The sequence below is a fragment of the Proteus alimentorum genome (assembly GCF_002607735.1).
GTDB classification, from domain to species: domain Bacteria; phylum Pseudomonadota; class Gammaproteobacteria; order Enterobacterales; family Enterobacteriaceae; genus Proteus; species Proteus alimentorum.
On record NZ_NBVR01000010.1, the window covers coordinates 93,562 to 120,203 of the forward strand.

Below are 26,642 nucleotides of genomic sequence, written 5' to 3' on the forward strand. Positions count from 1 at the left end.
AAATGACAAAGGTTATAATTAATCAGCCCTTTGATAATTCGTATAGAGACGTATAATCTCCCTTTTAATTAGTTGTGGGTATTTGGAGTGGAAAAGGTTAATCCTGTGTTTTCGACACTGTACGAAAAAGTTAAAAATATAAATCTGACAGCACAAGGTAATCTTTTACATTTGAAAGTCACCTTGCCATCAGAGGTCTCATTTTCATTGCTCTCATGGCTTGCTGCACAGTCGTATTATCCTCAATTCTATTGGCAACATCGTGATGAACATGAAGAAGTGGCAGCCTGTGGACAATTACGCTGTTTTAATCATATTAAAGATGCACACCAATTTTTAGGTTTACACCATAGTGATGTAAATAGTGATGATGTGCGTATTTGGGGCTTAAATGCATGGGATACTATTATTCCTGGCCGTATTGATGAAAAAAATGGCGATGATGCCTACCTTTTTTTGCCTCACATCGAGATTAGACGCCACCAGCAGAAGCTTTCGATTCATCTAAATATGTTGGATGAAGGTGATAAGCAAAATACATTAGATTTTCTGCAAACATTAAATCAAGCGGAAGAAATTGAATCGCTTTCTGTTTCTGTTACTCATGTTAATCACTCTTTAACGCAAGATCAGTGGACTCACTATCTCAACATTGCCTTAGATGAGATTAACCAAGGTTTATTTGAAAAAGTTGTCCCAGCAAGAGCAACTCGCTTAACATTGGATAGCCCGCTTAAAGCGATCCAATTTATGAAGGCGAGTCGTGATGTTAATCATCATTGCTATCACTATATGCTGGCATTTTCACCTTCAGATGCGTTTATGGGATCAACACCAGAAAGATTATATAAACGTGATGAATTGATGCTTTATACAGAAGCGTTAGCGGGTACGGTGGCAAGTGCCGATAACGAACAACAAGCCACTAAATTTGCAGATTGGCTGATGAATGATAAAAAGAATCAGCATGAAAATCTCGTTGTGGTCGATGATATTTGTCAACGATTACAAGGCGGTGTAGAAGGTATCGATATTTCACCCGCAGATGTTATTCGGTTGCGTAAAGTGCAGCATCTTCGTCGCTATATACAAGGTAAATTAATCCACTCTGATGATGTCGATTGCTTAAAACGATTACAGCCAACGGCTGCCGTATGTGGATTACCAAGAAGTATCGCACGCGCTTTTATTCGTCAACATGAACCGTTTGAGCGTCGTTGGTATGCGGGTTCTGCGGGGTATTTATCTCTCCCTCATGCGGAATTTGCTGTGAGTTTGCGTTGTGGTGAGTTGCATGATGATGCTTTAACTTTATACGCTGGCGCTGGCGTAGTTGCAGGATCTGATCCTCAGCAAGAGTGGACTGAAATTGAAAATAAAGCAGCAGGTCTGCGAACATTGCTGGAAAAAGAGAGTTAATTTCTTACAGATAATCTCAGTTTGAATAAATAACATCAGCGTAATAATCAAAATTTGACGAGTGGTTTTTTAAAGTCAGTTATTTAGTGCTACTCTTCAAATAACCACTGCTAATTGTTAACTAATTGATGCTATCCTTTAGAGCACTAACGCTATTTATTTCTATTCTTAACGATAAAAAAGAGCTCATTGAAAATAGAGTGGATGATTAGCCTAAATAATGCACTCTTTGAGTGCTTTCTTTAACGATTTATTTAACGAAAACTTCTGTTCATTGAACTAGGCTAAGGAAAAGTATTTAGGAACAGATATTATAATAGCAATTGCAGGTTTTCGTTGTTGGGATGATCAATGTCTAATAGTTCGTTTAATCGCCAATGGGCTAAAGTTATACTCGAAACTTTGACTCGTCATGGCTTACGCCATATCTGTATTGCCCCCGGATCTCGTTCGACCCCTTTAACACTTGCGGCCGCGGCTAATCAAAAATTAGTTTGCCATACGCATTTTGATGAGCGTGGACTTGGGCATTTAGCTTTGGGACTCGCAAAAGCAACCAAAGAACCTGTTGCTGTGATCGTGACATCGGGAACCGCTGTTGCTAATTTATACCCAGCGTTGATTGAGGCAGGGTTAACGGGAGAACGAGTTGTCTTTTTAACCGCAGACAGACCGCCTGAATTAATTGATTGTGGTGCAAACCAAGCTATTCGCCAGCAAGGTATTTTTGCAACGCATCCTTCACAAACACTCTCTTTACCAAGACCAACCGCAGATATTTCCGCAAGTTGGTTAGTTTCTACCCTTGATAATGCCATGAATACATTGGTTCATGGTGCATTACACGTCAATTGTCCTTTTGCAGAACCTTTATATGGTGATGATGTTGAAACATCAACACCATGGACTGAAGCTTTAGGGGATTGGTGGCAAAGTGATAAACCGTGGCTACAAGAAACCCTGTTTACTTCTGCCACGATGCATCCTCAATGGAATGCATTACGTCAGAAAAAAGGTGTGGTTATTGCGGGGCGTATTAGTCCAGAAGAGGGCGTTAAAGTTGTAAAATGGGCTTCGAAATTAGGTTGGCCTTTATTGGGTGATGTATTATCTCAAACAGGGCAACCATTACCTTGTGCCGATTTATGGTTGAATAACCCACAGATAAAATCAGAATTAAATAAAGCTGAAATTGTTATTCAATTTGGTTCAAGTTTAACAGGTAAACGCTTATTACAATGGCAAGTAGCATGCTCGCCAAAAACGTATTGGATTATTGATCCTATTCCGGGGCGTTTAGATCCTGGTCATCATCAAGGTGAGAAATTTACATTACCTCCTATGCAGTGGTTAACGGCACATCCTGCGATCGATAATCCACCGTGGACTAATCAATTAACGAATATAGCCAAACAAACCTATCAAAAAGTCAGTGAAATAACCGATTATTTTGGTGAGGCTCAGGTTGCACATCAATTAGATAAATTACTTCCTAATGATGGACAATTATTTGTTGGCAATAGTCTGATAGTCCGATTAATCGATGCATTTGCTCAGCTACCACAAGGTTACCCTGTGATGAGCAATCGAGGCGCAAGTGGTATTGATGGCTTAATTTCAACATCTGCGGGTGTTCATCGTGCAACAGGAAAACCCACATTAACAATATTAGGTGATTTATCTGCACTGTATGATTTAAATAGTTTAGCGTTACATCAACAAGTTTATGCACCTAATGTTATTATCGTGGTGAATAATAACGGTGGGCAAATATTTTCAATGCTACCCACGCCAGAGGCAGAGCGAGAACGCTTTTACTGTATGCCTCATTCACTACATTTCAAACACGCAGCCGCAATGTTTGGCTTGGATTATGTATCACCAACAAGTTGGGATGCATTGTTAACGACTGTTCAGAAATGCTGGGCAGGGGCGCCAACAACGACATTAATTGAATTAATTGTTGATGATACTGAGGGTGCAAAAACATTAAATCAGCTGGTAAAACAGGTAACATCTCATGACTTTAGCATGTCAGCGATATAATACCCATAATGAAGGGCCTTGGTTAGTTTGGTTGCATGGGCTATTAGGTGAAGGTTGTGAATGGGAACCTGTCATTCAGGCTTGCCATGAATATCCATCACTTGTGATTGATTTGCCTCGTCATGGTGGTTCTGCTTCTATCAGCGCGAAAAATTTTGTTGAAGTGAGTACGTTACTGACAGATACACTTAAAGAGCAAGGTATTGACCACTATTGGTTAATTGGCTACTCGTTAGGTGGCAGAATTTCGATGTATCATGCGTGTTTTGGTGATACGACGGGATTAATGGGGTTGATTGTTGAAGGTGGAAATCCGGGGTTATGTGATGCAACAGAAAGACAACGCCGTATTGCACATGATAAATGCTGGGCTGAGCGTTTTCGTCATGAACCTATCAGTGACGTATTAACACAGTGGTATCAGCAACCTGTATTTTCCGATTTAAGTGATGAGAAACGCCAGTTACTCGTTGAAAAACGACGTCATAATGCGGGTTTTTGTATTGCAGAAAGTTTAGAAACGCTTTCTTTAGGTCATCAGCCTTGGCTTGTCACAGAGTTACAGCAACTCACATTGCCATTTATTTGGCTTTGTGGTGAAAAAGATAATAAATTTCAATTTATTGCGCAGCAATATTCGCTGCCATTAACGACTATCCCGCAGGCTGGTCATAATGCCCATCAGGCACAGCCTGTTGCTTATGCTGCGGTGATAAATCATGTTTTATCCCTCTTTGGTTAAAGGAACCTAATTATGCTTTACCCGAGCGAAGAAAAATTATATGCACCGATTGAATGGCAGGATTGTTCTGAAGGTTTTGAAGATATCCTTTATCATAAATCAGTCGATGGCATTGCAAAAATTACGATTAACCGCCCGCAAGTGCGTAATGCTTTCCGTCCTTTGACAGTGAAAGAGATGATCCAAGCATTAGCTGATGCACGTTATGATGACACCATTGGTACTATCATTTTAACGGGTGCAGGTGAAAAAGCATTCTGCGCGGGTGGTGACCAAAAAATTCGTGGCGACTACGGCGGATATCGCGATGATAGCGGCACTCATCACCTGAATGTGTTGGATTTCCAACGCCAAATCCGCACTTGCCCGAAACCTGTTGTCGCAATGGTTGCAGGTTATTCTATCGGTGGTGGTCATGTACTTCATATGATGTGCGACTTAACTATCGCTGCTGAAAACGCTATTTTTGGTCAAACTGGCCCTAAAGTGGGTTCTTTCGATGGTGGCTGGGGCGCTTCTTATATGGCGCGTATTGTTGGTCAAAAGAAAGCGCGCGAAATCTGGTTCTTATGCCGTCAATATGATGCAAAAGAAGCATTAGAAATGGGCTTGGTGAATACCGTTGTTCCTTATGCAGATCTTGAAAAAGAAACCGTACGCTGGTGTCGTGAAATGTTGGAAAACAGCCCAATGGCATTACGTTGTTTGAAAGCGGCATTAAATGCAGACTGTGATGGTCAAGCGGGTCTTCAAGAATTAGCGGGTAATGCAACTATGCTGTTCTATATGACTGATGAAGGTCAAGAAGGCCGCAACGCCTTTAATGAAAAACGTCAACCTGATTTCACTCGATTTAAACGTAACCCATAATGCGAAACGCCAAACTCTATTCATTCAGCCTACCTGTAGATGCAGGCGTTGTTCTGCGCTATCAAAGGCTAAAAACGCGTGATGGTTTTCTTGTCTGTTTAGAGCAAAATGGCAAACAAGGATGGGGTGAAATTTCACCTCTTCCTGAGTTTAGCCGTGAAACTTTAGAACAAGCACAAGAAGCTGCACAATCTTGGTTAACAGCTTGGTGCGCCGGTAAAAAACCTATTCATAGTGAACTACCCAGTGTGGCTTTTGGTATTAGCTGTGCATTAGCAGAGCTTGATGATGCGTTACCACAAGAAGCAAACTATCGTGCTGCACCTTTATGTAATGGCGATCCTGATGATTTGATTTTAAGCCTTAATGATATGGAAGGTGAAAAAGTTGCTAAAATCAAGGTGGGATTATATGAAGCGGTACGTGATGGGATCGTTGTTAACCTGCTATTAGAAGCTATTCCAGACTTAAAATTAAGATTGGATGCGAACAGAAGCTGGACACCAGCCAAAGCAGAAGGATTTGCGAAGTATGTAAACCCTGCATGGCGTGATCGTATTGCATTCTTAGAAGAGCCTTGTAAAACACCTGAAGAGTCACTGGCTTTTTCTCAAGCAACAGGCATTAATATCGCTTGGGATGAGACTGTGCGTGATGACGGTTTTGAAGTAAAACCACAATCTGGTGTGACAACGATTGTGATTAAACCTACGCTAGTGGGAAGTCTTGAACGCTGCCAACTGCTTGTTAAACAAGCGCATGCGTTAGGATTAGATGCCATTATCAGTTCAAGTATTGAAAGTAGTTTCGGGCTCACTCAATTAGCCAGAATTGCACAATGGTTAACGCCTAATAGCATTCCTGGGCTGGATACTGTTGATTTAATTAAACAACAACTCATTCGCCCTTGGCCAAATGTGGATATTCCACTTATCTCTCTTGAACAGCTAGAGACAGTATGGCAACAGTAGTTCCATTTAAACAATGGCCGTGGCATCACTGGGCGAAATTATACCCAAATGAAACGGCCATCATTTCAGGTGTTTCACCGATTACATGGCAGCAACTCAGTTGTCATATTAATCACTTAGCTAACAATTTTGCTAAACAAGGTGTTGATACGCAAAGCACTGTGCTATTGCGTGGAAAAAATAACCTCAATCTTGTTTTTACATTACTCGCTGTTTTCCAATGTGGGGCTAAGGTTTTACCTTTAAATCCACAACTTCCAAAGTCTTTACTTGATGATTTATTACCTCATTTAAATATTGATTTTTATGCTGATCTGAGTGAGTCAACGCTCGATCTGGATGCGACTTTGCTTGATCTTAATGGCGTTGAGTTTGATAACGCACCACGTCAACATAAAAATGAAACAGAAGCTGTACAGTGGGAGCCATCTCGCATGGCAACGCTTATTTTGACATCGGGTTCATCGGGTTTACCTAAAGCGGCTGTTCATACTTTTGATGCCCATCTTTGTAGTGCGGAAGGTATTCTATCATTAATGCCTTTTGAAAAAGGCGATAGCTGGTTACTTTCTTTACCACTATTTCATGTTTCAGGGCAAGGTATACTTTGGCGCTGGTTATTACGTGGCGCAATGCTGGTGGTGCGTGAAATGCACCCATTTGTGGATGCTTTGCAAGGTTGTACTCATGCCTCTTTAGTTCCCACACAACTATGGCGCTTCTTACAAAGTAGAGCGCAACAAGATAATCAACAACCTAAACCTATCACTTTAAGATCTGTTTTATTAGGGGGAGCAATGATCCCTATTGAGCTAACGCAAGAAGCAGAACATTGGGGAATTCAATGCTGGTGTGGTTATGGCATGACGGAAATGGCATCAACTGTTTGTGCGAAGCGTGCAGATGGTAAAGCAGGCGTTGGGCTTCCATTAAAAGGCAAAAATGTTAGGTTAGTGGATGACGAACTCCAGATAATGTCTGACAGTGTTGCTTTGGGCTATTGGTTTGATGGTAAATTAAAACCGTTATCACTCACGGCCGATGGATGGTATTCGACGCGAGATAAAGGCGACTTTATTGCTGAAGAATGGTGTGTTTTAGGGCGATTAGATAATCTTTTTTTTAGTGCAGGTGAAGGTATTCAGCCGGAAGATATTGAGAAAATACTCAATGCACACCCTAGTGTAAGCCAATCTTTTGTTGTTCCTATCGATGATACGGAGTTTGGGCAACGTCCTGTCGCAGTTGTGGATGCGGATATTGAAATAATCAATCAATTACCACAGTGGTATCACTCTCGATTAGCCGGATTTCAACGACCTGTTGCTTGTTTACAACTCCCTGAATGTCTTAAAAATGGCGGAATTAAAATCTCCCGTAAGCAAGTGCAAGAGTGGGTAAAAGGGCAGTTGTTGAAGTGATATTTATTTGTCGAGCTTTCTCTCAAAACGCCTATTTCTAATATAAAGGGTAGATAAAAGTGATTTTATTATATGCTTATCATGGTTAAAGTGGTGAGCGTAAAATAGACAATGGATTTGGTGATGCCAGAAGCAGCTTGGAAGAAAACAAAACCACAAATTGACAGACATTCGAATCATTATCTTGTTTTTTCAAGGCATTGGCTGGATTACGATAATATTCAGATCATAGGTATTATGTCACCCGATGGACATGAAAAAGCGAAAACACCTTATATGGCAGAATTAGAACGACGAGCAGAAGAATTTCAAAACAGTTAATCAGTTAAGGTCATTGCTTATTGTTAGTCTATTTCTCATAAGAAAGGCGCCCGAAGGCGCCTTGTTATTTTTGCCGAGTTGCTCACAGGGCTTCTTATTATGCGGTTATTTAGCGTCTTTTTTCGCTAATGCTTTCATTGCTTTTTCAACACCTGCGCCATATTCAGGATGGACTTTCTTAAATAGGGCAATTTGGCGTTTTTGCGTATCTTTGCTTGCTTGAATTAATTCACCTGCGATACGAGCAAACATACGTTGATGTTCTTCATCACTCAGTAATTCATACAGCGCACGAGGTTGACTGAAGTAATCTTCGTCTTCACGATGGTTCCAGTGATCTGCTGCACCCTCGATAGATAATGGCGGCTCTTTAAAGTTAGGTTGTTCTTGGAACATACCGCCATTATTTGGCTCGTAAGTAATACCACTGCCACTATTGCCATCAACACGCATAGCACCATCACGGTGATAGTTATGGAATGGGCATTGTGGCGCATTCACTGGAATTTGATGATGATTAACACCTAAACGATAACGATGCGCATCACCATAAGAGAATAAGCGACCTTGTAACATTTTATCTGGGGAGAAACCAATACCCGGAACAATGTTAGCAGGGCTAAATGCCGCTTGCTCTACATCAGAGAAATAGTTTTCAGGGTTACGATTTAATTCGAAATAGCCTACATCGATTAATGGGTAATCAGCATGAGGCCAAACTTTTGTTAAATCAAAAGGATTATAAGGGACTTTTGACGCTTCTTTTTCTGGCATCACTTGAATTTGTAAATTCCAACGTGGGAAATCACCACGCTCAATCGCATCAAATAAATCACGCTGTGAGCTTTCTCTATCTTTACCGACCAGCGCTTCAGCTTCATCATCCATCAGGTTTTTAATGCCTTGCTGACAACGGAAGTGGAATTTAACCCAAAAACGCTCATTATCTTTATTAATAAAGCTATAAGTATGGCTACCAAAACCGTGAATAAAACGATAGCTCTGTGGCAAACCACGGTCGCTCATATCAATGGTTAATTGGTGTAAAGCTTCTGGTAAATGAGAGAAGAAATCCCATTTGTATGCCATATTGCGTAGGTTAGTTTTAGGATCACGTTTTACTACGTGGTTTAAGTCTGGGAATTTCAGTGCATCACGAAGATAGAATACAGGGGTGTTATTACCCACCATATCCCAGTTACCTTCTTCAGTATAAAATTTTAATGCAAAGCCACGAATATCACGTTCGGCATCTGCAGCACCTCTTTCACCAGCAACTGTTGAGAAGCGAGCAAACATTTCTGTTTTTTTACCCACTTTAGAGAAAATTTTAGCACGAGTATATTTTGTAATATCGTGAGTGACTTTAAATGTACCAAAAGCACCAGAGCCTTTCGCGTGCATACGTCTTTCTGGAATAACTTCACGATCAAAGTGAGCCAGCTTTTCTAAAAACCAGACATCTTGAAGTAACATTGGACCACGAGGGCCTGCTGTCATCGAGTTATTATTGTCTACAACAGGTGCACCTGACGCCGTTGTTAGCTTTTTCTTTTCCATCACATATCTCCAGTTTATGAAATAGTAAACGTTCTAAAAAAATAGCATGTGTGAATAAAACGAAGCGAACAGCCTTATACTTATTATGGTTAATATTGGCCGTAATTCCACTTTAGCAATATTGAACTCATTAATAAAACCAATTAGACCAATAATATTGATAGACGTAACTTATTTACATAGATTGAAAATTCTACAGATTATCTTTCAATTTTGTCTCAAGTTGTTTAATAAATTTGTTGTATAATTATAAGTTAGGACAATTATTTGCTGGGGTAATAACAATGAAAAAATATTTATTGGTCGGTGCGATGAGCGCGCTGTTTGTGGCTGGAAATGCCAATGCAGTATCAATGAATATTCAAGCAGGGGAACATTATACTGATGTTCGCGCTGGTTTAGGTGATCCTAATGCGGGTCTTTCTTTTAATGGAAACTGGGCTCGTAGTGATCATGATGGTCAAGTAGGAAGCTTAGGTGCAAAATTTGCGTTACCTTTAGGGCCATTTTCAGCAAGTGTTGGTGGTAAAGCACTCTATTTAGCGCCAAAAAATGGTGATGATGGTGCCGCTTTAGCCGGTGGTGTGGGACTTAACTGGAATGTTCTGCCTTCTTTAAGCGTGTATGGCGAGGCTTATGCATCTCCTGAAGGATTAACTTCTGGTAGCAAATCTTATTATGAAGCCGATGTGGGTGCACAATTAACGGTATTTAAACCATTACATGTTAATGCGGGTTATCGTGTGATTGAAATCGAAAACTCACATAATAGAAGCAATAATAAATTAGCTGATGGTTTATATGTGGGTGCAGGTTTAAGTTTCTAATCTAGACACTATATCTGAATCAAAAAAAGCAGGTGTCTAAAATCAGCACCTGCTTTTTTTATTGTCTATAAGAAAGCGATATAATAAAGGAAATTAGCCAACTTGAGGTAATAAACCAAAAGTAATAGCGATTTGAATACCAATAACCACTAGACCACAAATAAACACAATACCTAATGCGCCTTTTCCACCTTTAACTTTGTATTTATCTGCACCATTTTGTTCTTGTCTGACTTTCCATACTAATAAAGCGGGTAGAAGCAACGCTAAGATTGACAATGCAATAGCAGCATAGGCTAAGGCTTGTACAAAGTTAGGGAAATAAAGCGCACAAACTAAAGGTGGAACAAAGGTTAATAGGCTGGATTGCACGCGGCCAGTTGCACGATTACTGCGTTTAAATAGATCCGCAAGATAATCAAATAGACCTAGTGCAACACCAAGGAATGAGGTAGCTAGAGCTAACGCAGCAAATAAGTTAACTGCAATATTTACGCGAGGTGTAGCAACAACATCACGAATAGCAGTCAATAAGCCATTTAATCCAGATTGTTGTGCCATAATTCCCATAAAAGTATTTGTTGGGATGGCGCCTAATGTGGCAATTTGCCATAAAATATAAGCAACAAGAGGAATAGCACTACCAATAATAAAGATAAAACGTAGCTTTTTAATATCGCCATTCATGTAACTTACGATACTTGGCACACTACCGTGGAAACCAAATGAGGTAAAAATAACAGGAATAGCAGAAAGAATAAGTCCATATGCCACAGGCATTGAGGTTAAGTTTACTGACTCAACGTGAGGTAACATCACAATCAGCATAAATATGAGGAAGAAAACTTTTGCGGTAAACAATAGACGGTTAATCATATCAACCGATGTTGTACCAATTCCTACCACAGCTCCGCCAATCATTGTAAAGATAATAATACCTTGTGTGACAGAAAGCTCATGACCAATCCAAGATGAAAGGGTGGCTGAAAGTAGTTCACCCGCACCACTAATATAAGCCGTTGTTAGCGCATACATTAATAGCAATAGTGCGAGCCCAGTGATGATTTGACCACCTACACCGAGATAACGTTTAGCGATAGAGCCAAGACCAGTATGAGGATCGTTGTATTGATAAACTTCCACCAGCAGTAACGCGGTATAGCTCATCAATAACCATAAGCCAACAAGCAATAGCATCATCGTGCTAAAGCCAATACCCACAGCAGCCAGTGGCATTGCCAGCATACCTGCCCCAATTGTTGTTCCTGCAACAATAAAAACACTGCCTATAGTGCGATTCTTCACAAGATCCTCTATTCACTAGACTATTTTATTTACTTAAAAAGCAGAGTATAAGAATGGTAAATTTCTGTCAAATTTTAATTACGTAAGGTGTAATTATAAGTTTACACTGATGATTTTATGAATAAAAAAACGCCAATCATAAATATGAATTGGCGCTTTAAGAGAAAGGTTTATCAGAGCGTTAATCGTCAAGCTCTACCATTCGTCTTATTTGATCTCGATTAATTTGTTTGAGCTGTCCAGTTTCTGCATCTTTGTAGGTTATTAATCCAGTCGCTTCATCTTCTTGGGGTTTATCTGTCGTTAAAATTGTTTCCCCATTTACTGTTTCTATTTTTTGTGGACTTGAACAGCCTGCAACCAGCAGAATTGATGTAGAAATAGCAATCACTGAGAAAATAGACTTTAATTTCATAATGCTTTTCCTTTTTTTATCGTATTAACTTAACCTTAGTCAAAGTTGAACAAGAGTGTTAGAAAAAAGCTTAAATTAAGATAATTCAAATTATTCAGAGTAAATTTCTATTTCAATATCACTGATGGGATGACAACTACAAGGCAAGATTTCATCGGGTTGGATAAAGGCTAAAGGCTCATTACGATAACAAACTTTGCCTTTCACTAAACGTAGACGACAAGAGCCGCAATAGCCTTCACGACATTGGTATTCGACTTGGACTTTCCCATGTTCTAATGCATCAAGCAAAGAAGGATGAGTGTCAGTATGAAATTCTAAAGGTGTTGAAAGACCCTGCTGATGCAGGGTCACTTTATGAGATGCCATAACGTATCGGTGTTATTTCTCAGTATTACAGTTCAAAGTTACTTAAGTCATCAGTATCAACTTGTGAATCGATTTGACCCACGAGGTAAGAACTGACTTCAACTTCTTGAGGCGCAACTTGAACGTTGTCAGACACTAACCATGCGTTGATCCATGGAATAGGGTTAGAGCGCGCTTTAAATGGTAGTTTAAGACCCACAGCTTGCATGCGAATATTAGTAATATATTCCACATACTGACAAAGGATATCTTTATTTAAACCAATCATTGAACCTTCAGAGAATAGGTATTCAGCCCACTCTTTCTCTTGCTCAGCAGCTTCAACGAACAGGTCATAACACTCTTGCTCACATTCCGCTGCAATTTCTGCCATTTCAGGATCATCTTGACCTGAGCGCAGTAAATTCAGCATGTGCTGTGTACCTGTTAAGTGTAGCGCTTCATCACGAGCAATGAGTCTAATGATCTTCGCGTTACCTTCCATCAATTCACGCTCAGCAAAGGCAAATGAACAGGCAAAGCTAACGTAGAAACGAATCGCTTCTAGTGCGTTGACGCTCATTAAGCACAGGTAAAGCTGTTTCTTTAATTTGCGTAACGTGACATGAACCGTTTTACCTTTAACCTGATGGTCGCCTTCACCATACATATGATAAAGATTTGTCAGTTTGATTAACTCATCATAATAAGAAGAAATATCACGCGCGCGTTTTAAAATTTCTTCATTTTCAACGATATCATCAAACACAACTGACGGATCATTAACAATATTACGAATAATATGAGTATAAGAGCGTGAGTGAATGGTTTCAGAGAATGACCATGTTTCAACCCATGTTTCTAACTCAGGGATTGAGATTAAAGGTAAGAATGCCACATTAGGGCTTCTTCCTTGAATCGAATCCAACAGCGTTTGATATTTTAAATTACTAATAAAAATATGTTTTTCATGATCAGGTAACGCATTGTAATCAATACGATCACGAGAAACGTCCACTTCTTCTGGACGCCAGAAGAAGGAGAGCTGTTTTTCAATTAGCTTTTCAAAAATAGGATATTTTTGCTGATCATAACGCGCTACGTTAACAGGCTGCCCAAAAAACATGGGCTCCTGAAGTTGATCATTTTTAACTTGTGAAAAAGTAGTATAAGACATAGCTTCCTCAATTAAATTTTACACGCGCCGCCTTCACAATCTGAATCTTCCGTCTCAACGACTTCTTCCAGATCACCCTGTACATCGTCTGCACCGTCACGGGTATTGTGATAATAGAGTGTTTTCACACCATATTTGTAAGCGAGCAGCAAATCTTTCAGCAGTTGGTTCATTGGAACCTTACCGCTAGGGAAACGAGTAGGATCGTAGTTAGTGTTTGCTGAAATTGCTTGGTCAACAAATTTTTGCATAATGCCCACTAACTGCAAGTAACCTTCAATACTTGGCATTTGCCACAGTAATTCATAAGCGCCTTTCAAACGCTCATACTCAGGAACCACTTGACGTAAAATACCGTCTTTAGAGGCTTTAATACTGATATAACCACGCGGTGGCTCGATACCATTTGTCGCATTCGAAATCTGTGAAGATGTTTCTGATGGCATCAGTGCAGACAGTGTGGAGTTACGTAAACCGTGCGCTTTAATGTCTTTGCGTAAACCTTCCCAATCGTAATGCAGAGGCTCTTTTGTCAGTACATCCAATGATTTTTTATAGGTATCAATAGGTAAAATACCTTCAGCGTAAGTGGTTTCATTAAACCATGGGCATGCGCCTTGTTCTTTCGCTAATTCATTAGATGCTTTTAATAAATAGTATTGAATTGCTTCAAATGCACGATGGGTTAAATTATTTGCACTACCATCAGAGTAGCGAACACCGTGTTTTGCTAAATAATAAGCAAAGTTAATAACACCAATACCTAAGGTACGACGGCCCATTGCACCTTGTTTAGCGGCTAAGATTGGATAATCTTGGTAATCTAACAGTGCATCCAATGAACGAACGGCTAAACGAGCAAGTTCTTCTAAATCATCAAGATTTTCAATTGCACCTAAGTTAAATGCAGATAATGTACACAGTGCAATTTCACCATTAGGATCTTTAATATCATTTAATGGTTTAGTTGGTAGTGCAATTTCTAAGCATAAGTTTGATTGGCGAATTGGTGCAACAGCCGGATCAAATGGGCTATGTGTATTACAGTGGTCAACGTTCTGAATATAAATACGGCCAGTTGAGGCACGTTCTTGCATCATTAATGAGAATAACTCAACCGCTTTAACTTGTTTTTGGCGGATGCTTTTATCTTTCTCATATTGCACATATAAACGTTCAAATTCATCTTGATCGGCAAAGAATGCATCGTATAAGCCAGGGACATCAGAAGGGCTGAATAAAGTAATATCCTGACCTTTGATTAAACGTTCATACATTAATTTATTTAACTGAACGCCGTAATCTAAATGACGAACACGGTTATCATCAACACCACGGTTATTTTTCAGTACCAGCAGGCTTTCAACTTCTAAATGCCATAATGGGTAGAATAAGGTTGCTGCGCCACCACGAACACCACCTTGCGAGCAAGATTTTACCGCAGTCTGGAAGTGTTTATAGAATGGGATGCAGCCTGTGTGGAATGCTTCACCATTACGAATAGCACTCCCTAATGCACGAATACGACCAGCATTAATACCAATGCCCGCACGTTGAGAAACATACTTCACAATGGCACTTGATGTGGCATTGATAGAATCGAGGCTATCGTCACACTCAATTAAAACACACGAGCTAAATTGACGAGTAGGGGTTCTTACACCCGCCATAATTGGCGTTGGTAATGAGATTTTAAAGGTTGAAATCGCATGATAGAAACGTTCGATATAGTCCATACGTGTTGCTTGTGGATAACGAGAGAACAAGCAAGCCGCAACTAAAACATATAAGAACTGTGCGCTTTCGTAAATTTCACCTGTAATACGGTTTTGAACGAAGTATTTACCTTCTAATTGTTTAACCGCAGCGTAGGAGAAATTCATATCACGTTGATGAACAATAAAGTTATTCATCTGTTCGAACTCTTCTTGTGTGTAATCTTCAAGAAGATGGCGATCGTATTTGCCTAAATCGACTAATTTTTTAACGTGATCATACAGTGTTGGTGGCTCAAATTGGCCATACGCTTTTTTACGCAAATTAAATACGGCAAGACGGGCAGCGAGATACTGATAATCAGGCGTTTCACCAGAGATTAAGTCTGCAGCAGCTTTTACCAGTGTTTCATGGATATCAGCAGTTTTGATACCATCATAAAACTGAATCTGAGAACGTAATTCAACTTGAGATACAGAGACATTTTCTAGACCTTCAGCGGCCCAGGCGATAACACGGTGAATTTTGTCTAAGTCAATGCGTTCTTTATGACCATCACGTTTTGTGACGAGCAGGCTGTGATTCATGAGCGATGCACCTTTCTTGCATTAGTGTTACCTGAAATTTTATACCGCAAAAAAACGCTCCCGATGACAATCAGTGTCAAGGAGTCTTGTGGTGTGAAATTTAAGGAAACACAATATATAGGGGTTGGTTCAAATGGTGATAACAAGATAAAGGTAATTGAGAGATTGATCAAGTGTACAAATCTGATTGTTTCTGTGGATAAATAGGGGATAATTTTTTTAACAACTGCCTGTACCCTGCATAAATACAGGCAGTAAGAAACACAAATTCAAGTGACAACGATGTAAAGTCAATTTTAAAAAATGTGATCGTTTGATGTTTTATTAAACCAAATCAAACTTTCAGTTTCATGAATTCGAGTTATGTGTCGATTGTGTGTGCACCATATAATTCACATCGACATTTGGCGCTAATCGGAATTTATCAGTGATTGGGTTATAATGTAAACCAATCATGTTTTTGCTACGTAAATCGGTTTCATCAACCCAGCTTAGTAATTCTGATGGGCGAATAAATTTATTAGCATCATGTGTGCCCTTAGGTACCATATTCAGAATATACTCCGCACCTACCACCAGCATTAGCCACGCTTTTTTATTACGATTGATGGTTGAGAAGAAAACATGTCCACCCGGTTTTACTAGTTTTGCACAGGCTCTTACAACAGAAGCTGGGTCAGGAACGTGCTCTAACATCTCCATACAGGTAACAACGTCGTAAGTTTGTGGGTTTTCATTTGCGTGATTTTCAACGGTATCTTGAATGTAAGTGACAGGAATACCCGATTCCAGTGAGTGCAAGCGTGCAACTTGTAATGGCTCTGTACCCATATCAAGACCCGTTACTTCAGCCCCAGCACATGCCATACTTTCAGACAAAATACCGCCGCCACAACCGACATCTAGGATTTTTTTTCCAAATAGGCCGTCTGCACGTTCTTGAATATAGTTGAGTCTTAGTGGATTGATGCGGTGTAATGGCTTAAATTCACCTTCAAGATCCCACCACCGTGATGCGACGCTTTCAAACTTGTCGATTTCATGCTGATCCACGTTAGCATGTAAAGAGGTTGTTTTATCATTCATCAGAAAGTATTACTCCTATTTTCATATTGCTATGATTCTACCAACGTTAGACGGTGAAATCGAAGAGAATAGCGAAAGGAGCATTAATTTTATTGTTTCCTTTTTCCAAAAATTGGCGATTTGTGGTATAGTTCTAAACCTTTGAATCCGTAGTATGAGGGACAGTGGCTCCATGAGCGACATTGCCAGAGAAATCACACCAGTTAATATCGAAGAAGAGCTGAAAAGCTCATATTTGGATTATGCGATGTCTGTTATTGTAGGACGCGCATTACCCGATGTTCGAGACGGACTGAAGCCAGTACACCGCCGAGTGCTTTTCGCGATGAATGTACTAGGAAACGATTGGAATAAACCTTATAAAAAATCAGCCCGTGTTGTTGGGGATGTTATCGGTAAATATCACCCGCACGGTGACAGTGCTGTTTATGAAACGATTGTTCGTTTAGCACAGCCTTTTTCTATGCGTTACATGTTGGTTGACGGGCAGGGTAACTTCGGGTCAGTTGATGGTGACTCGGCGGCTGCGATGCGTTATACCGAAGTTCGTATGGCGAAAATCGCCCATGAACTGCTGGCGGATTTGGAAAAAGAAACGGTTGATTTTGTTCCTAACTATGATGGAACAGAACATATTCCGGCAGTAATGCCAACCCGTATTCCAAACTTGTTAGTCAATGGTTCTTCAGGGATTGCGGTAGGGATGGCAACAAACATTCCGCCACATAACCTCGGTGAAGTTATCGACGGCTGTCTTGCTTATGTTGATAACGAAGACATCACGATTGAAGAGTTGATGGAACATATTACGGGGCCTGATTTCCCGACTGCCGCTATTATTAATGGTCGCAGAGGAATTTTAGATGCTTACCGTACTGGTCGCGGAAAAATTTATATCCGTGCTCAGGCTGATATCGAAACTGATGAGAAAACAGGTCGCGAAACCATTATCGTGACAGAAATTCCTTATCAGGTGAATAAAGCTCGCTTAATTGAAAAAATTGCAGAGCTTGTTAAAGATAAGCGAATTGAAGGTATTAGCGGATTACGTGACGAGTCTGATAAAGACGGTATGCGTATTGTCGTTGAAATCAAACGTGATGCTGTGGGAGAGGTAGTATTAAATCACTTATTCTCACAAACACAAATGCAGGTTTCTTTCGGTATTAATATGGTTGCGCTTCACCAAGGCCAGCCAAAATTATTAAATCTAAAAGAAATTATTTCTGCCTTTATTCGTCACCGTCGTGAAGTTGTTACTCGTCGTACTATTTACGAATTACGTAAAGCACGTGATCGTGCCCATATCTTAGAAGCACTGGCTGTTGCTTTGGCGAACATTGATCCAGTTATTGAAATGATCCGTCAAGCACCAAATCCAGCAGAAGCAAAAGCGGCATTAATTGCACAACCTTGGGATTTAGGTAGCGTTTCTACTATGTTAGAGCGTGCTGGCGACAGCAACGTTGCTCGTCCTGAATGGTTAGAGCCACAATATGGCGTACATGACGGCAAGTACTATCTAACAGAGCAACAAGCTCAAGCGATTTTGGATCTGCGTTTGCAGAAACTGACAGGCCTTGAACATGAAAAACTGTTAGATGAATATCGTGAGTTATTACTCCAAATTGCTGAGTTACTACATATCTTAAGAAGCCCAGAGCGTCTGATGGAAGTCATTCGTGAAGAGCTAAATGCGATTAAAGATCAATATAACGATCCTCGTCGTACTGAGATCACTGAAAATACGGCTGATATTAATATTGAAGACTTGATCAATGAAGAAAATGTTGTCGTGACACTTTCTCACCAAGGTTACGTTAAATATCAACCGCTTACCGATTACGAAGCACAGCGTCGTGGCGGTAAAGGTAAATCAGCAGCAAGAATTAAAGAAGAAGACTTTATCGATCGTCTATTAGTGGCTAACACCCATGATACGATTTTATGCTTCTCAAGCCGTGGTCGTCTCTACTGGATGAAAGTTTACCAGTTACCAGAAGCAAGTCGCGGTGCTCGAGGCCGTCCAATTATCAACTTATTACCTCTTGAGCAAAATGAACGTATTACCGCTATTTTGCCAGTAAGAGAGTATGAAGAAGGTAAGTTTGTCTTTATGGCAACGGCAAGCGGAACCGTGAAGAAAACCCCTCTACAAGATTTCAGCCGTCCTCGTAGTGCAGGTATCATTGCTGTTAATTTAAATGAAGGCGATGAATTAATCGGTGTTGATTTAACCGATAGCACTAACGAAGTTATGTTGTTCTCTGCGGAAGGTAAAGTAGTTCGCTTTGCAGAAGATTGTGTTCGCCCAATGGGTCGTACTGCGACAGGTGTTCGTGGTATGAAACTGAGTGATGACGATAAAGTGGTTTCACTTATCATCCCTCGAGGTGTAGGTGATATCTTAACCGTAACTGAAAATGGTTATGGTAAACGTACTGCTCAAAGTGAATACCCAACGAAAAATCGTGCAACACAAGGCGTTATCTCTATTAAAGTGAGTGAGCGTAACGGTAAAGTTGTTGGTGCAATTCAAGTTGAAGAAACTGACCAAATTATGATGATCACGAATGCGGGTACATTAGTTCGTACACGTGTTTCTGAAGTCAGCATTGTTGGACGTAATACACAAGGTGTTACCTTAATTCGTACAACAGAAGGCGAGTTGGTTGTTGGCTTGCAACGTGTTGAAGATGAAGATGATGCATTAGATGACGACGAAGTTAATGAAGTTATTAATGAAGAGTCATCAGAAGCACCTGATTCAGATTTAGCAGATGATGCGGACGAAGAATAATATTTATCATTATTGTGATGTATAAATAAAAGAAAGCAGGCATAATTGCCTGCTTTTTTTATGTGGTAGGATCAGTTCATCATCAGAAAAAATTATCCTGATGATAAAGATCATATCATTCAGACATTCAGTAACTTCTGCTAGAATAGAATAAGTTTCTTGTGCGGTAGGAATATTGATTAGGGTGGTTGTTTGAGATATCTCTCGTCCTTTAAAACATCGTTAAAAATTTCCCGCTACCTTTTTCGCATATTAGGTATCATGTTGTGGGCGATGGGTGCATTGTTAACCATGTTTTACCTTATCAATATCTTCAATGATACTAAGTCTGATATTCGGCAAGAGTATAGTAATAATTACACTAACCTCCTTGGCTTCTTTAGGCAAACCTCCGGCACTATCCGTGATTTACAATACCTCGCAGAACGCCACCAAGAACAAATTAACTTAAACCCAGGTATGAAAAACTCATTATTTTATGAAGGGCCATTTTCACTTCATAAGCTTAATGAAACTGCAGATTGTGAATTATTTAAAGGGCAAGCAAATAACTATTTCCGCTCATTTAACAGTATCTTATATTATTGGAAAGATAATACTCCTGCCTTACAAGGGATAAACCAAGTTTTTATGGTTGGCTCCCATAGCATGTGTATGATTAACTTCCCTTTGCGTGCATCCCCTGTGGATACTGAAATGTTGAAAAAGATGGTTTACGAAAACACACGTAACTACATCAATCAACGTGCACAAGGTAAAGAAGTCAACCAATATTGGATAGTGCCAGATGCAAAAGGGGATAGTGGCATTTTATATGTCATGTCACCAGTTTATGCTTCAGGTAAATTTATTGGCTTGATTGGTATCGAAAGAGCTATTCGTCTTGAATATTTTTCTCCTGCCAAAGATAGGGTGATTTCAATTCACCTTCTTAATAGCAGAAATACCGCTGTTTTAAGCTATCCTGCAGAAAATAATTATCATGCAGTTAAACAAGTTCCTGATGTCAGCGCCCCTTATTTTGGTTTTGATGAAGACTTTAGTGATTTAGTTGCTAAGCGCAAATTATTGCCTTCATCTTTTAGTGTGGTGTATTCATTACCACTCAAGCAAATTTTAAATGAATTTAAATTCACGATTTTTAATGCGCTGATCTTAAATATTATTTCAGCCATTATGATTTTTATCTTCGTATGGATCTTTGAGAGAAAAATATTCTCCCCAGCCGAAAATAATGCCTCTCGCCTAGAAGAGCACGAGCAATTTAACCATAAGATTGTGGCATCAGCGCCGGTTGGGATCAGTATTCTTAGAATACGTGATGGCATGATCATTTTAAGTAACGAACTGGCACATAACTATTTTCGTTTACTTAGTCATAGTGATAAACAAAATATCCTTTCTATTGTTGCTGAGAAAAGTAGCAATATGGTCGATGTAGTGACCAACAATCGTAATCATCTGCAAATAAGTTTTGTTAACTCACGCTATCAAAATGAAGATGTGGCTATCTGTGTTTTAGTGGATATCAGCGCTCGGGTTAAAATGGAGCGCTCACTACAAAATATGGCGACAGCGGCAGAGCAAGCTAACCAAGCTAAATCGATGTTCTTGGCAACAGTCAGCCATGAATTACGAACGCCACTTTATGGCATTATTGGTAATTTAGAGTTACTGCAATCCCTTACGCAAAGTGATGATACTGCTCGATTGCTAAAAACGATGGATAACTCCTCATCGTTATTACTAAAAATTATTAGTGATATCCTCGATTTCTCGAAAATTGAATCTAAACAGTTAAAAATTGATATTAAGCCATTTAATTGTCGTCAAGTGCTCTCTTTTGTTATCTCTAATTATCTACCTTTGATTGCAAAAAAAGACTTGGCTATATACTGTTTTATTGAACCTGATGTACCTAAAATTGTAAATAGTGATCCTGTTCGTGTACAACAAGTTATCTCTAATCTGTTGAATAATAGTATTAAATTTACTACGACCGGATGCATTACCTTACATCTTTATAAAGATGATTATTATCTCTATTTCGATATTCACGATACAGGCCGAGGGATCAGCGACAAAGCATTGCATGAGCTTTTTGAACCCTTCTTCCAAGTGTCTCAAAATACAGAAAGTGCATCAGAGGGAACAGGATTAGGTTTAGCTATTTGTGAAAAGTTGATCAACTTAATGGATGGGGATATTAGCGTTGTTTCTCAAGAAAATATAGGTAGCCGTTTTACAGTTCGTATACCTCTCTATGGTGCTTTAGAAGGAGTAGCGCTTTCTTCTAAACGTGATATTTATAAAGAAAGTAATATTCGTTGTTTTATTGATATTAAAAATCTTTATTTAGAAGGCTTTATTCGCCGATATCTTCGTTATTTTGGTTTGAGTTGTGAACTGCTTACTGAAGAAGTGGTGATATCTTCAACCGATTTTATTATCACAGATTACGATATACCAAGAAAAGATAACTGCCAATTTATTTGGATCAATGAGCATTACTTTGAGCCATCGAAGAAAACAGCTGAAAACGTGTGGATATGCAGTACTTATAAACTAAACGAATTAACAAAAATAATACTGCAATTGCCACAAAACAAAGTTGAAGCCAATTGTGTGGAGATGGTGGAGCAAGATACGGATTGTAGCTTACAAACCTTGACTGTCCTTATTGTCGATGATCACCCAATAAACCGCTTATTGTTGACCGATCAACTGAAAAAAATCGGTTTTAATACAGCAACAGCAGAAGATGGTTGTGACGCATTAACGTATTTAGCTAAAAATCATGTTGATATCGTTCTGACGGATGTCAATATGCCAAATATGAATGGATATCAACTGGCAACACATATAAGAGAAATAGGCAGTAATATGCCTGTGATAGGCGTGACGGCGAATGCGATTGCAGAAGAGAAGCAACGCTGTATTGATGCAGGAATGAATGATTGTGTATCTAAACCTGTTTCTCTCTCTATTTTAAGAGACGTGTTGGTGAAGCATATTCCTAAAGAATAATTCTAGAACGGATAAAACGAGTAAACAAAGACTAATTTATTAGTCTTTGTTTGTTTTTTGGGATAAAAAAACAAAAGTGATGTGCTCAAAAAGCGTTTTGATAGACAAGATGAAACAAAGTACCGTCATAATAAGGCAAACTGATTAAAAGGAAAGTGAGGAAGTCGCTGTAACAGCCTGTAAGCGCAAAACCTAGTAACGGTATGATATATAAGCCATGTAGATATAGGGGGCTTCTGAATAGGAAATATGTGCAAGGAAAGAGAGGTAAGCCTAAAGGGAATGAAGGATAAAAAGTAAAAACCAAAAAACAGAGAAGCTCTCACAACAGGTTGAGCTTCCTGATTTTATCGGTGCGACTAAGGTAACTACGGTGAAGTTAATCCGGGCCGTTAATTTCCTTATCAATAGTCACTGATGACAAGTAATTAAGTAATGCGATATCGTTATCAACACCTAATTTCATCATGGCTGATTTTTTCTGACTACTAATCGTTTTAATACTTCGATTGAGTTTCTTCGCGATTTCGGTCACAAGGAAGCCTTCAGCAAATAATCTTAGCACTTCACTTTCTTTTGGTGATAAACGTTTATCGCCATAACCGTTTGCATTGACTTTTTCAAGTAGTTTCGCAACGCTTTCAGGCATAAATTTCTTGCCTTTTTGTAGCGCAGCCAATGCCTTAGGCAGATCAGTCGGAGCACCTTGCTTAAGCACAATACCTTCAATTTCAAGATCAAGGACTGCACTCAAAATAGCAGGATTGTTATTCATTGTTAGTACAATAATCGACAAATTAGGATAATGTCTTTTGATGTACTTAATGAGTGTAATACCATCACCATACTTATCGCCAGGCATAGATAAGTCAGTAATTAAAGCATCCACATTTAACTTAGGTAAGTTATTGATAAGTGAAGTTGAATCTTCAAATTCACCTACAACATTGACCCATTCAATTTGTTCTAAAGATTTACGAATACCGAATAAAACGATTGGGTGATCATCGGCAATAATAATATTAAGGTTATTCATGTTTAATTGTTACCTTGCTGCAGCAACTGTTGAATCCATTTATCCAGTTGAGTGATACGTTCTTTGATCTCTAATTCATTATGATTTTTTATGTCATGCTCTAAATATTCACAGCTTTCTCTGAGATATTCTAAATCTAACATGGCAAAAACCCCTTTTAGACGATGGGCTGTCTGGGCTAGAGAATGAAAGTCTTTATTTGTTGCTTCTAAGTGTAGTTTTTCAACATCAATAGGAACAGTACTGATAAATAGTTCCTTATAATCACTACCATTCAACTTCTTCCTATAATTATTAAGAATTACTTCGTATTTATCAAGGTTATTATTTTCATCCCAAATACTCTCTTTAGTTGTATCTAGGGGAAATGACTCATTTTCTTCAATTAAATAAGTAATAGCCTCTATTAAAGGATCACCGAAGTTATAGTTACACTTTATTAAATCTTTTGATATTTTTTCAAATCCAACAATAGAGCTCATTAATAATATTGTTGGAGATTCAGGATTATCATTCGGTGTATCCCTAAGTATGATATCGTATTCAGGATAAAGATTCTCTCTATTTTTATCAAAGTATGTCGCGCCATATTTATCAAGCTGTTGGCAGATGATTTTTTCTATTTCAGGGTTTTTTATGGCGAGTTTTGCGTTTATTCCCTCTAATAATACGTTAAAAGTTCGTTCTTCCGTATCTATATGCTGGTATGGGAGTACAATTCGGAAATGAGAACCAATACTTTCTTGGCTCTTAATAGTTAATTCTCCCTGTATTTTATTACACAGCAAGTGGCATAAATAAAAAATGATACCTGAATTAGAATAATATTTGTCTCCCATTGCTTGTCCTAAGAATGGGTATTTTATATTAGCAATGTCTTGAGGTGTAAGCCCGCTTCCACTATCAATAATATCAATCAGTATTTCTTCTTTATCTTTATTTTTTACTAAATTCAGATTAACCGTTATCTTTCCATAATTAGTCGTACTAATGGCATAATTAATCAATGATAAAATAATCTTACTTAAAGCAGGACCATCATTAATTAAAAGTAAGCCAGGCTTTATATTATTGTGGAAATAAAGTGTTAGGCCTTTTCTTATCATAAAAGGTGTTGCTGTTATCAGAATAGATTCAACTAAAGTTGATAATTCAAATTCATCCTTATGAATTTTCCATTCTTGATTTTCTAACTTATTAATTAATGTAATGTTTTCTATCCATTCAGAAATGTAATTTGTTTTCTCTAATAATAAGCTAAGCAATTGTTGGTGAGTATCTTCGGGTAATAATTCTTTGAATTGATAAACCATCTCATTTATATCTTTGATGGGACGCATTAATTCTAATGACATATTAGATAAGATTTTGCGTCGTGCGATGGTGTTTTTCTCATATTCTTGCTGTGCAAGTTGTAATTTTTTATTGATAAGAGCTTCATTATCTTTATTCAGAAATATGAATAATGACGTATTGTCTATATTGTTATTATTACTTGTTCGTATTTCATAAATTTCGTTGTTGATAGCCGTCTGGATTAAGCCATTGTGCTCAACGGCCATTTGGCGGATCTTAGATAAATCGATATGAGGCAGTAATTTTTCCGCATGACTATTACTAATAATCTTATGGTTAGAGGAAAAATTATAGACTAATAATCCTATCGGAAGATTTGAAATGATGTCATTTGTCATCTCTTCTTTGATCCGTAGATTACGTGTCATCGAAATATAAGGGAAAACGTACTTATTACGGATATAGATGTGGCCAAAAACGGAGATAGAGATAAAGACCAATAGGCTGATTAATAACCAAATATTTTTGTAGGCAATTTCTTTTATAATCGACTTCATCGGGTATTCATAAGAGAGTGAATAAGGGATCCCAAGAATCGGTTGAGAAAAAATCAGTGAAGAGCCGTCGGTTGATATTTCAATGTTATTCTTGTCATAAACAGATTGCTGGCCTGTTGGAAGTAATCTTAAGTAGTGCGGAGATAGCTCTGAAGGCAAGAAATTATTGATAGGTAAATCAAACGCTACTACGCTGGTTAACTGACCAGGTACATTAAACATAATACGATAAGTGTAGTAGTAAATGTTTTCCGTAGACATTTTCCGAATAGGAGAAAGGCTCTCTTTTTCATCTAGTGCAGTTGATTGCATCAATAATTCAGACCGTTTATTTTCGGCCGTTAATGTTAAATAGCTTTCTTTGTAACGGATCTCCGGCTTAAGCACAGAATGGGTCGTAATTAAGATAAGATCATTCCCTTTACCATTTAGATAATAAAGTGAACTGTAATCATTACGCACACCCCAAAGAATTTCGAGTGAATTAGCAAATCGTTGCGCTAACTGAAAAGTTTGCTCATTGGGTTTACCAAATATAATGGAATCTACGGTTTGGTCTCGCCCTTCAAGCCAAAATACATCAGAACGTAATTTTATTGGATTAAGTCGCAATACAGGAAACGTCGAGGTATCGATTATTTTATTTGATAACTGAAAAAGCTGATTAGAGTGGTAACGGTAATCTTCAACCTGCCGAGCGAATTTTTGAGTCGTATTGTTGATAGCGTTTTTTTTGCTATCTAGCCAAGTGTCAAAATAACTGTAAGCGTAGAGAAAAAGCGATATGACCATAAAAAGAAGAAACAGGGCATATAAACGAGTTAGTGTATTTGGCTTGAGTTGGTTCAATGTACGCATTCAGTTTGCGAGCCTTTAAGAGACAATGTAATTAAAAATAGAAAATTGAGTAAACAATCACCATTATTCAGTCATTATATTAACAGGTTATCATTTTAAAAGGGATATTCGGATGAACTTTGAGCAAACAAACAAAAAAATCCAATTTTTTTACAATCGGAGCTAGACAGCAGGGTCAGAGATAGGCATAATTCCGCGCTATGGAAGGATGGCCGAGTGGCTGAAGGCAGCGGTCTTGAAAACCGCCGATGGGAAAC

General features: G+C 38.7%; 19 protein-coding genes. 10 read left to right on the forward strand and 9 right to left on the reverse strand.

The genetic code is table 11. The features are described from left to right. The first annotated feature begins 87 nt into the window (after positions 1-87). The 7 genes from B6258_RS01670 (at position 88) to B6258_RS01700 (ending at position 7,790) form a co-directional block, all read left to right on the forward strand. The gene (locus B6258_RS01670) at positions 88-1,419 is read left to right on the forward strand and encodes an isochorismate synthase (RefSeq protein ID WP_099073816.1); all 1,332 of its coding nucleotides are present in this window, start codon (positions 88-90) and stop codon (positions 1,417-1,419) included. 351 nt (positions 1,420-1,770) lie between these two features. Then, positions 1,771-3,465 carry a 2-succinyl-5-enolpyruvyl-6-hydroxy-3-cyclohexene-1-carboxylic-acid synthase gene (gene menD / locus B6258_RS01675; RefSeq protein WP_099073817.1) on the forward strand — a complete coding sequence of 565 codons (1,695 nt, stop codon included), beginning with the start codon at positions 1,771-1,773 and terminating at the stop codon, positions 3,463-3,465. Beyond that, a complete protein-coding gene (menH, locus tag B6258_RS01680) occupies positions 3,440-4,207 on the forward strand; it encodes a 2-succinyl-6-hydroxy-2,4-cyclohexadiene-1-carboxylate synthase (protein WP_099073818.1) in 768 nt (255 codons plus the stop codon). Before menD ends, menH begins: the two co-directional genes overlap by 26 nt. Positions 4,208-4,219: 12 nt before the next feature. After that, a complete protein-coding gene (gene menB, locus B6258_RS01685) occupies positions 4,220-5,077 on the forward strand; it encodes a 1,4-dihydroxy-2-naphthoyl-CoA synthase (RefSeq protein ID WP_075670662.1) in 858 nt (285 codons plus the stop codon). Further along, a complete protein-coding gene (menC, locus tag B6258_RS01690; protein WP_099073819.1) occupies positions 5,077-6,048 on the forward strand; it encodes an o-succinylbenzoate synthase in 972 nt (323 codons plus the stop codon). Before menB ends, menC begins: the two co-directional genes overlap by 1 nt. Further along, a complete protein-coding gene (gene menE, locus B6258_RS01695; protein WP_099073820.1) occupies positions 6,036-7,469 on the forward strand; it encodes an o-succinylbenzoate--CoA ligase in 1,434 nt (477 codons plus the stop codon). Before menC ends, menE begins: the two co-directional genes overlap by 13 nt. 123 nt (positions 7,470-7,592) lie before the next feature. After that, complete coding sequence (locus B6258_RS01700; protein ID WP_231039676.1) at positions 7,593-7,790, forward strand: type II toxin-antitoxin system YafO family toxin; 198 nt, start codon at positions 7,593-7,595, stop codon at positions 7,788-7,790. A gap of 105 nt (positions 7,791-7,895) precedes the next feature. On the opposite strand, the gene B6258_RS01705 is transcribed toward B6258_RS01700, so the two are convergent. Further along, positions 7,896-9,350 (reverse strand): catalase, encoded by a 1,455-nt coding sequence (locus B6258_RS01705; protein WP_099073822.1) that lies wholly within the window; start codon positions 9,348-9,350, stop codon positions 7,896-7,898. A 284-nt stretch (positions 9,351-9,634) separates the two neighbouring features. Here B6258_RS01705 and B6258_RS01710 point away from each other — a divergent pair, with 284 nt between their 5' ends. Next, entirely contained in the window at positions 9,635-10,177 is a 543-nt protein-coding gene (locus tag B6258_RS01710) for a YfaZ family outer membrane protein (protein ID WP_099073823.1), read from the forward strand. 93 nt (positions 10,178-10,270) lie between these two features. Here B6258_RS01710 and tyrP read toward each other — a convergent pair whose 3' ends face one another. The 6 genes from tyrP to ubiG all read right to left on the reverse strand — a co-directional run bounded on the left by tyrP (position 10,271) and on the right by ubiG (position 16,811). Then, entirely contained in the window at positions 10,271-11,482 is a 1,212-nt protein-coding gene (gene tyrP / locus B6258_RS01715; protein ID WP_099073824.1) for a tyrosine transporter TyrP, read from the reverse strand. A 181-nt stretch (positions 11,483-11,663) separates the two neighbouring features. After that, on the reverse strand, positions 11,664-11,897 hold the full coding sequence (locus B6258_RS01720) for a YgdI/YgdR family lipoprotein (protein WP_069368006.1): 234 nt from the start codon (positions 11,895-11,897) through the stop codon (positions 11,664-11,666). A 90-nt stretch (positions 11,898-11,987) separates the two neighbouring features. Further along, positions 11,988-12,266 (reverse strand): class I ribonucleotide reductase maintenance protein YfaE, encoded by a 279-nt coding sequence (yfaE, locus tag B6258_RS01725; RefSeq protein WP_099073825.1) that lies wholly within the window; start codon positions 12,264-12,266, stop codon positions 11,988-11,990. A gap of 25 nt (positions 12,267-12,291) precedes the next feature. Then, on the reverse strand, positions 12,292-13,422 hold the full coding sequence (nrdB, locus tag B6258_RS01730; RefSeq protein ID WP_075670676.1) for a class Ia ribonucleoside-diphosphate reductase subunit beta: 1,131 nt from the start codon (positions 13,420-13,422) through the stop codon (positions 12,292-12,294). An 11-nt stretch (positions 13,423-13,433) separates the two neighbouring features. Further along, entirely contained in the window at positions 13,434-15,725 is a 2,292-nt protein-coding gene (nrdA, locus tag B6258_RS01735) for a class 1a ribonucleoside-diphosphate reductase subunit alpha (protein ID WP_099073826.1), read from the reverse strand. Between the two features lie 348 nt (positions 15,726-16,073). After that, positions 16,074-16,811, reverse strand: a complete 738-nt coding sequence (gene ubiG / locus B6258_RS01745) for a bifunctional 2-polyprenyl-6-hydroxyphenol methylase/3-demethylubiquinol 3-O-methyltransferase UbiG (RefSeq protein WP_099073828.1) — start codon at positions 16,809-16,811, stop codon at positions 16,074-16,076. Between the two features lie 172 nt (positions 16,812-16,983). Here ubiG and gyrA point away from each other — a divergent pair, with 172 nt between their 5' ends. Both gyrA and rcsC read left to right on the forward strand, forming a co-directional pair. Then, a complete protein-coding gene (gene gyrA, locus B6258_RS01750; RefSeq protein WP_099073829.1) occupies positions 16,984-19,611 on the forward strand; it encodes a DNA topoisomerase (ATP-hydrolyzing) subunit A in 2,628 nt (875 codons plus the stop codon). A gap of 192 nt (positions 19,612-19,803) precedes the next feature. Next, positions 19,804-22,638 (forward strand): two-component system sensor histidine kinase RcsC, encoded by a 2,835-nt coding sequence (rcsC, locus tag B6258_RS01755; protein ID WP_099073830.1) that lies wholly within the window; start codon positions 19,804-19,806, stop codon positions 22,636-22,638. A 379-nt stretch (positions 22,639-23,017) separates the two neighbouring features. On the opposite strand, the gene rcsB is transcribed toward rcsC, so the two are convergent. Together rcsB and rcsD are read right to left on the reverse strand one after the other, a co-directional pair. Next, complete coding sequence (gene rcsB / locus B6258_RS01760) at positions 23,018-23,674, reverse strand: response regulator transcription factor RcsB (protein ID WP_006533269.1); 657 nt, start codon at positions 23,672-23,674, stop codon at positions 23,018-23,020. A 2-nt stretch (positions 23,675-23,676) separates the two neighbouring features. Next, on the reverse strand, positions 23,677-26,385 hold the full coding sequence (rcsD, locus tag B6258_RS01765; RefSeq protein ID WP_099073831.1) for a phosphotransferase RcsD: 2,709 nt from the start codon (positions 26,383-26,385) through the stop codon (positions 23,677-23,679). Positions 26,386-26,642: the final 257 nt, after the last annotated feature.

Bases quoted from the DNA above. Each gene is read 5' to 3' on its own strand.
- yfaE (WP_099073825.1), bottom strand. From the start codon at position 12,266: ATGGCATCTCATAAAGTGACCCTGCATCAGCAGGGTCTTTCAACACCT.
- B6258_RS01710 (WP_099073823.1), top strand. From the start codon at position 9,635: ATGAAAAAATATTTATTGGTCGGTGCGATGAGCGCGCTGTTTGTGGCT.
- B6258_RS01700 (WP_231039676.1), top strand. From the start codon at position 7,593: ATGCCAGAAGCAGCTTGGAAGAAAACAAAACCACAAATTGACAGACAT.
- menD (WP_099073817.1), top strand. From the start codon at position 1,771: ATGTCTAATAGTTCGTTTAATCGCCAATGGGCTAAAGTTATACTCGAA.
- B6258_RS01720 (WP_069368006.1), bottom strand. From the start codon at position 11,897: ATGAAATTAAAGTCTATTTTCTCAGTGATTGCTATTTCTACATCAATT.
- menC (WP_099073819.1), top strand. From the start codon at position 5,077: ATGCGAAACGCCAAACTCTATTCATTCAGCCTACCTGTAGATGCAGGC.
- nrdB (WP_075670676.1), bottom strand. From the start codon at position 13,422: ATGTCTTATACTACTTTTTCACAAGTTAAAAATGATCAACTTCAGGAG.
- menB (WP_075670662.1), top strand. From the start codon at position 4,220: ATGCTTTACCCGAGCGAAGAAAAATTATATGCACCGATTGAATGGCAG.
- rcsD (WP_099073831.1), bottom strand. From the start codon at position 26,385: ATGCGTACATTGAACCAACTCAAGCCAAATACACTAACTCGTTTATAT.
- ubiG (WP_099073828.1), bottom strand. From the start codon at position 16,811: ATGAATGATAAAACAACCTCTTTACATGCTAACGTGGATCAGCATGAA.
- gyrA (WP_099073829.1), top strand. From the start codon at position 16,984: ATGAGCGACATTGCCAGAGAAATCACACCAGTTAATATCGAAGAAGAG.
- menE (WP_099073820.1), top strand. From the start codon at position 6,036: ATGGCAACAGTAGTTCCATTTAAACAATGGCCGTGGCATCACTGGGCG.
- rcsB (WP_006533269.1), bottom strand. From the start codon at position 23,674: ATGAATAACCTTAATATTATTATTGCCGATGATCACCCAATCGTTTTA.
- nrdA (WP_099073826.1), bottom strand. From the start codon at position 15,725: ATGAATCACAGCCTGCTCGTCACAAAACGTGATGGTCATAAAGAACGC.
- menH (WP_099073818.1), top strand. From the start codon at position 3,440: ATGACTTTAGCATGTCAGCGATATAATACCCATAATGAAGGGCCTTGG.
- B6258_RS01705 (WP_099073822.1), bottom strand. From the start codon at position 9,350: ATGGAAAAGAAAAAGCTAACAACGGCGTCAGGTGCACCTGTTGTAGAC.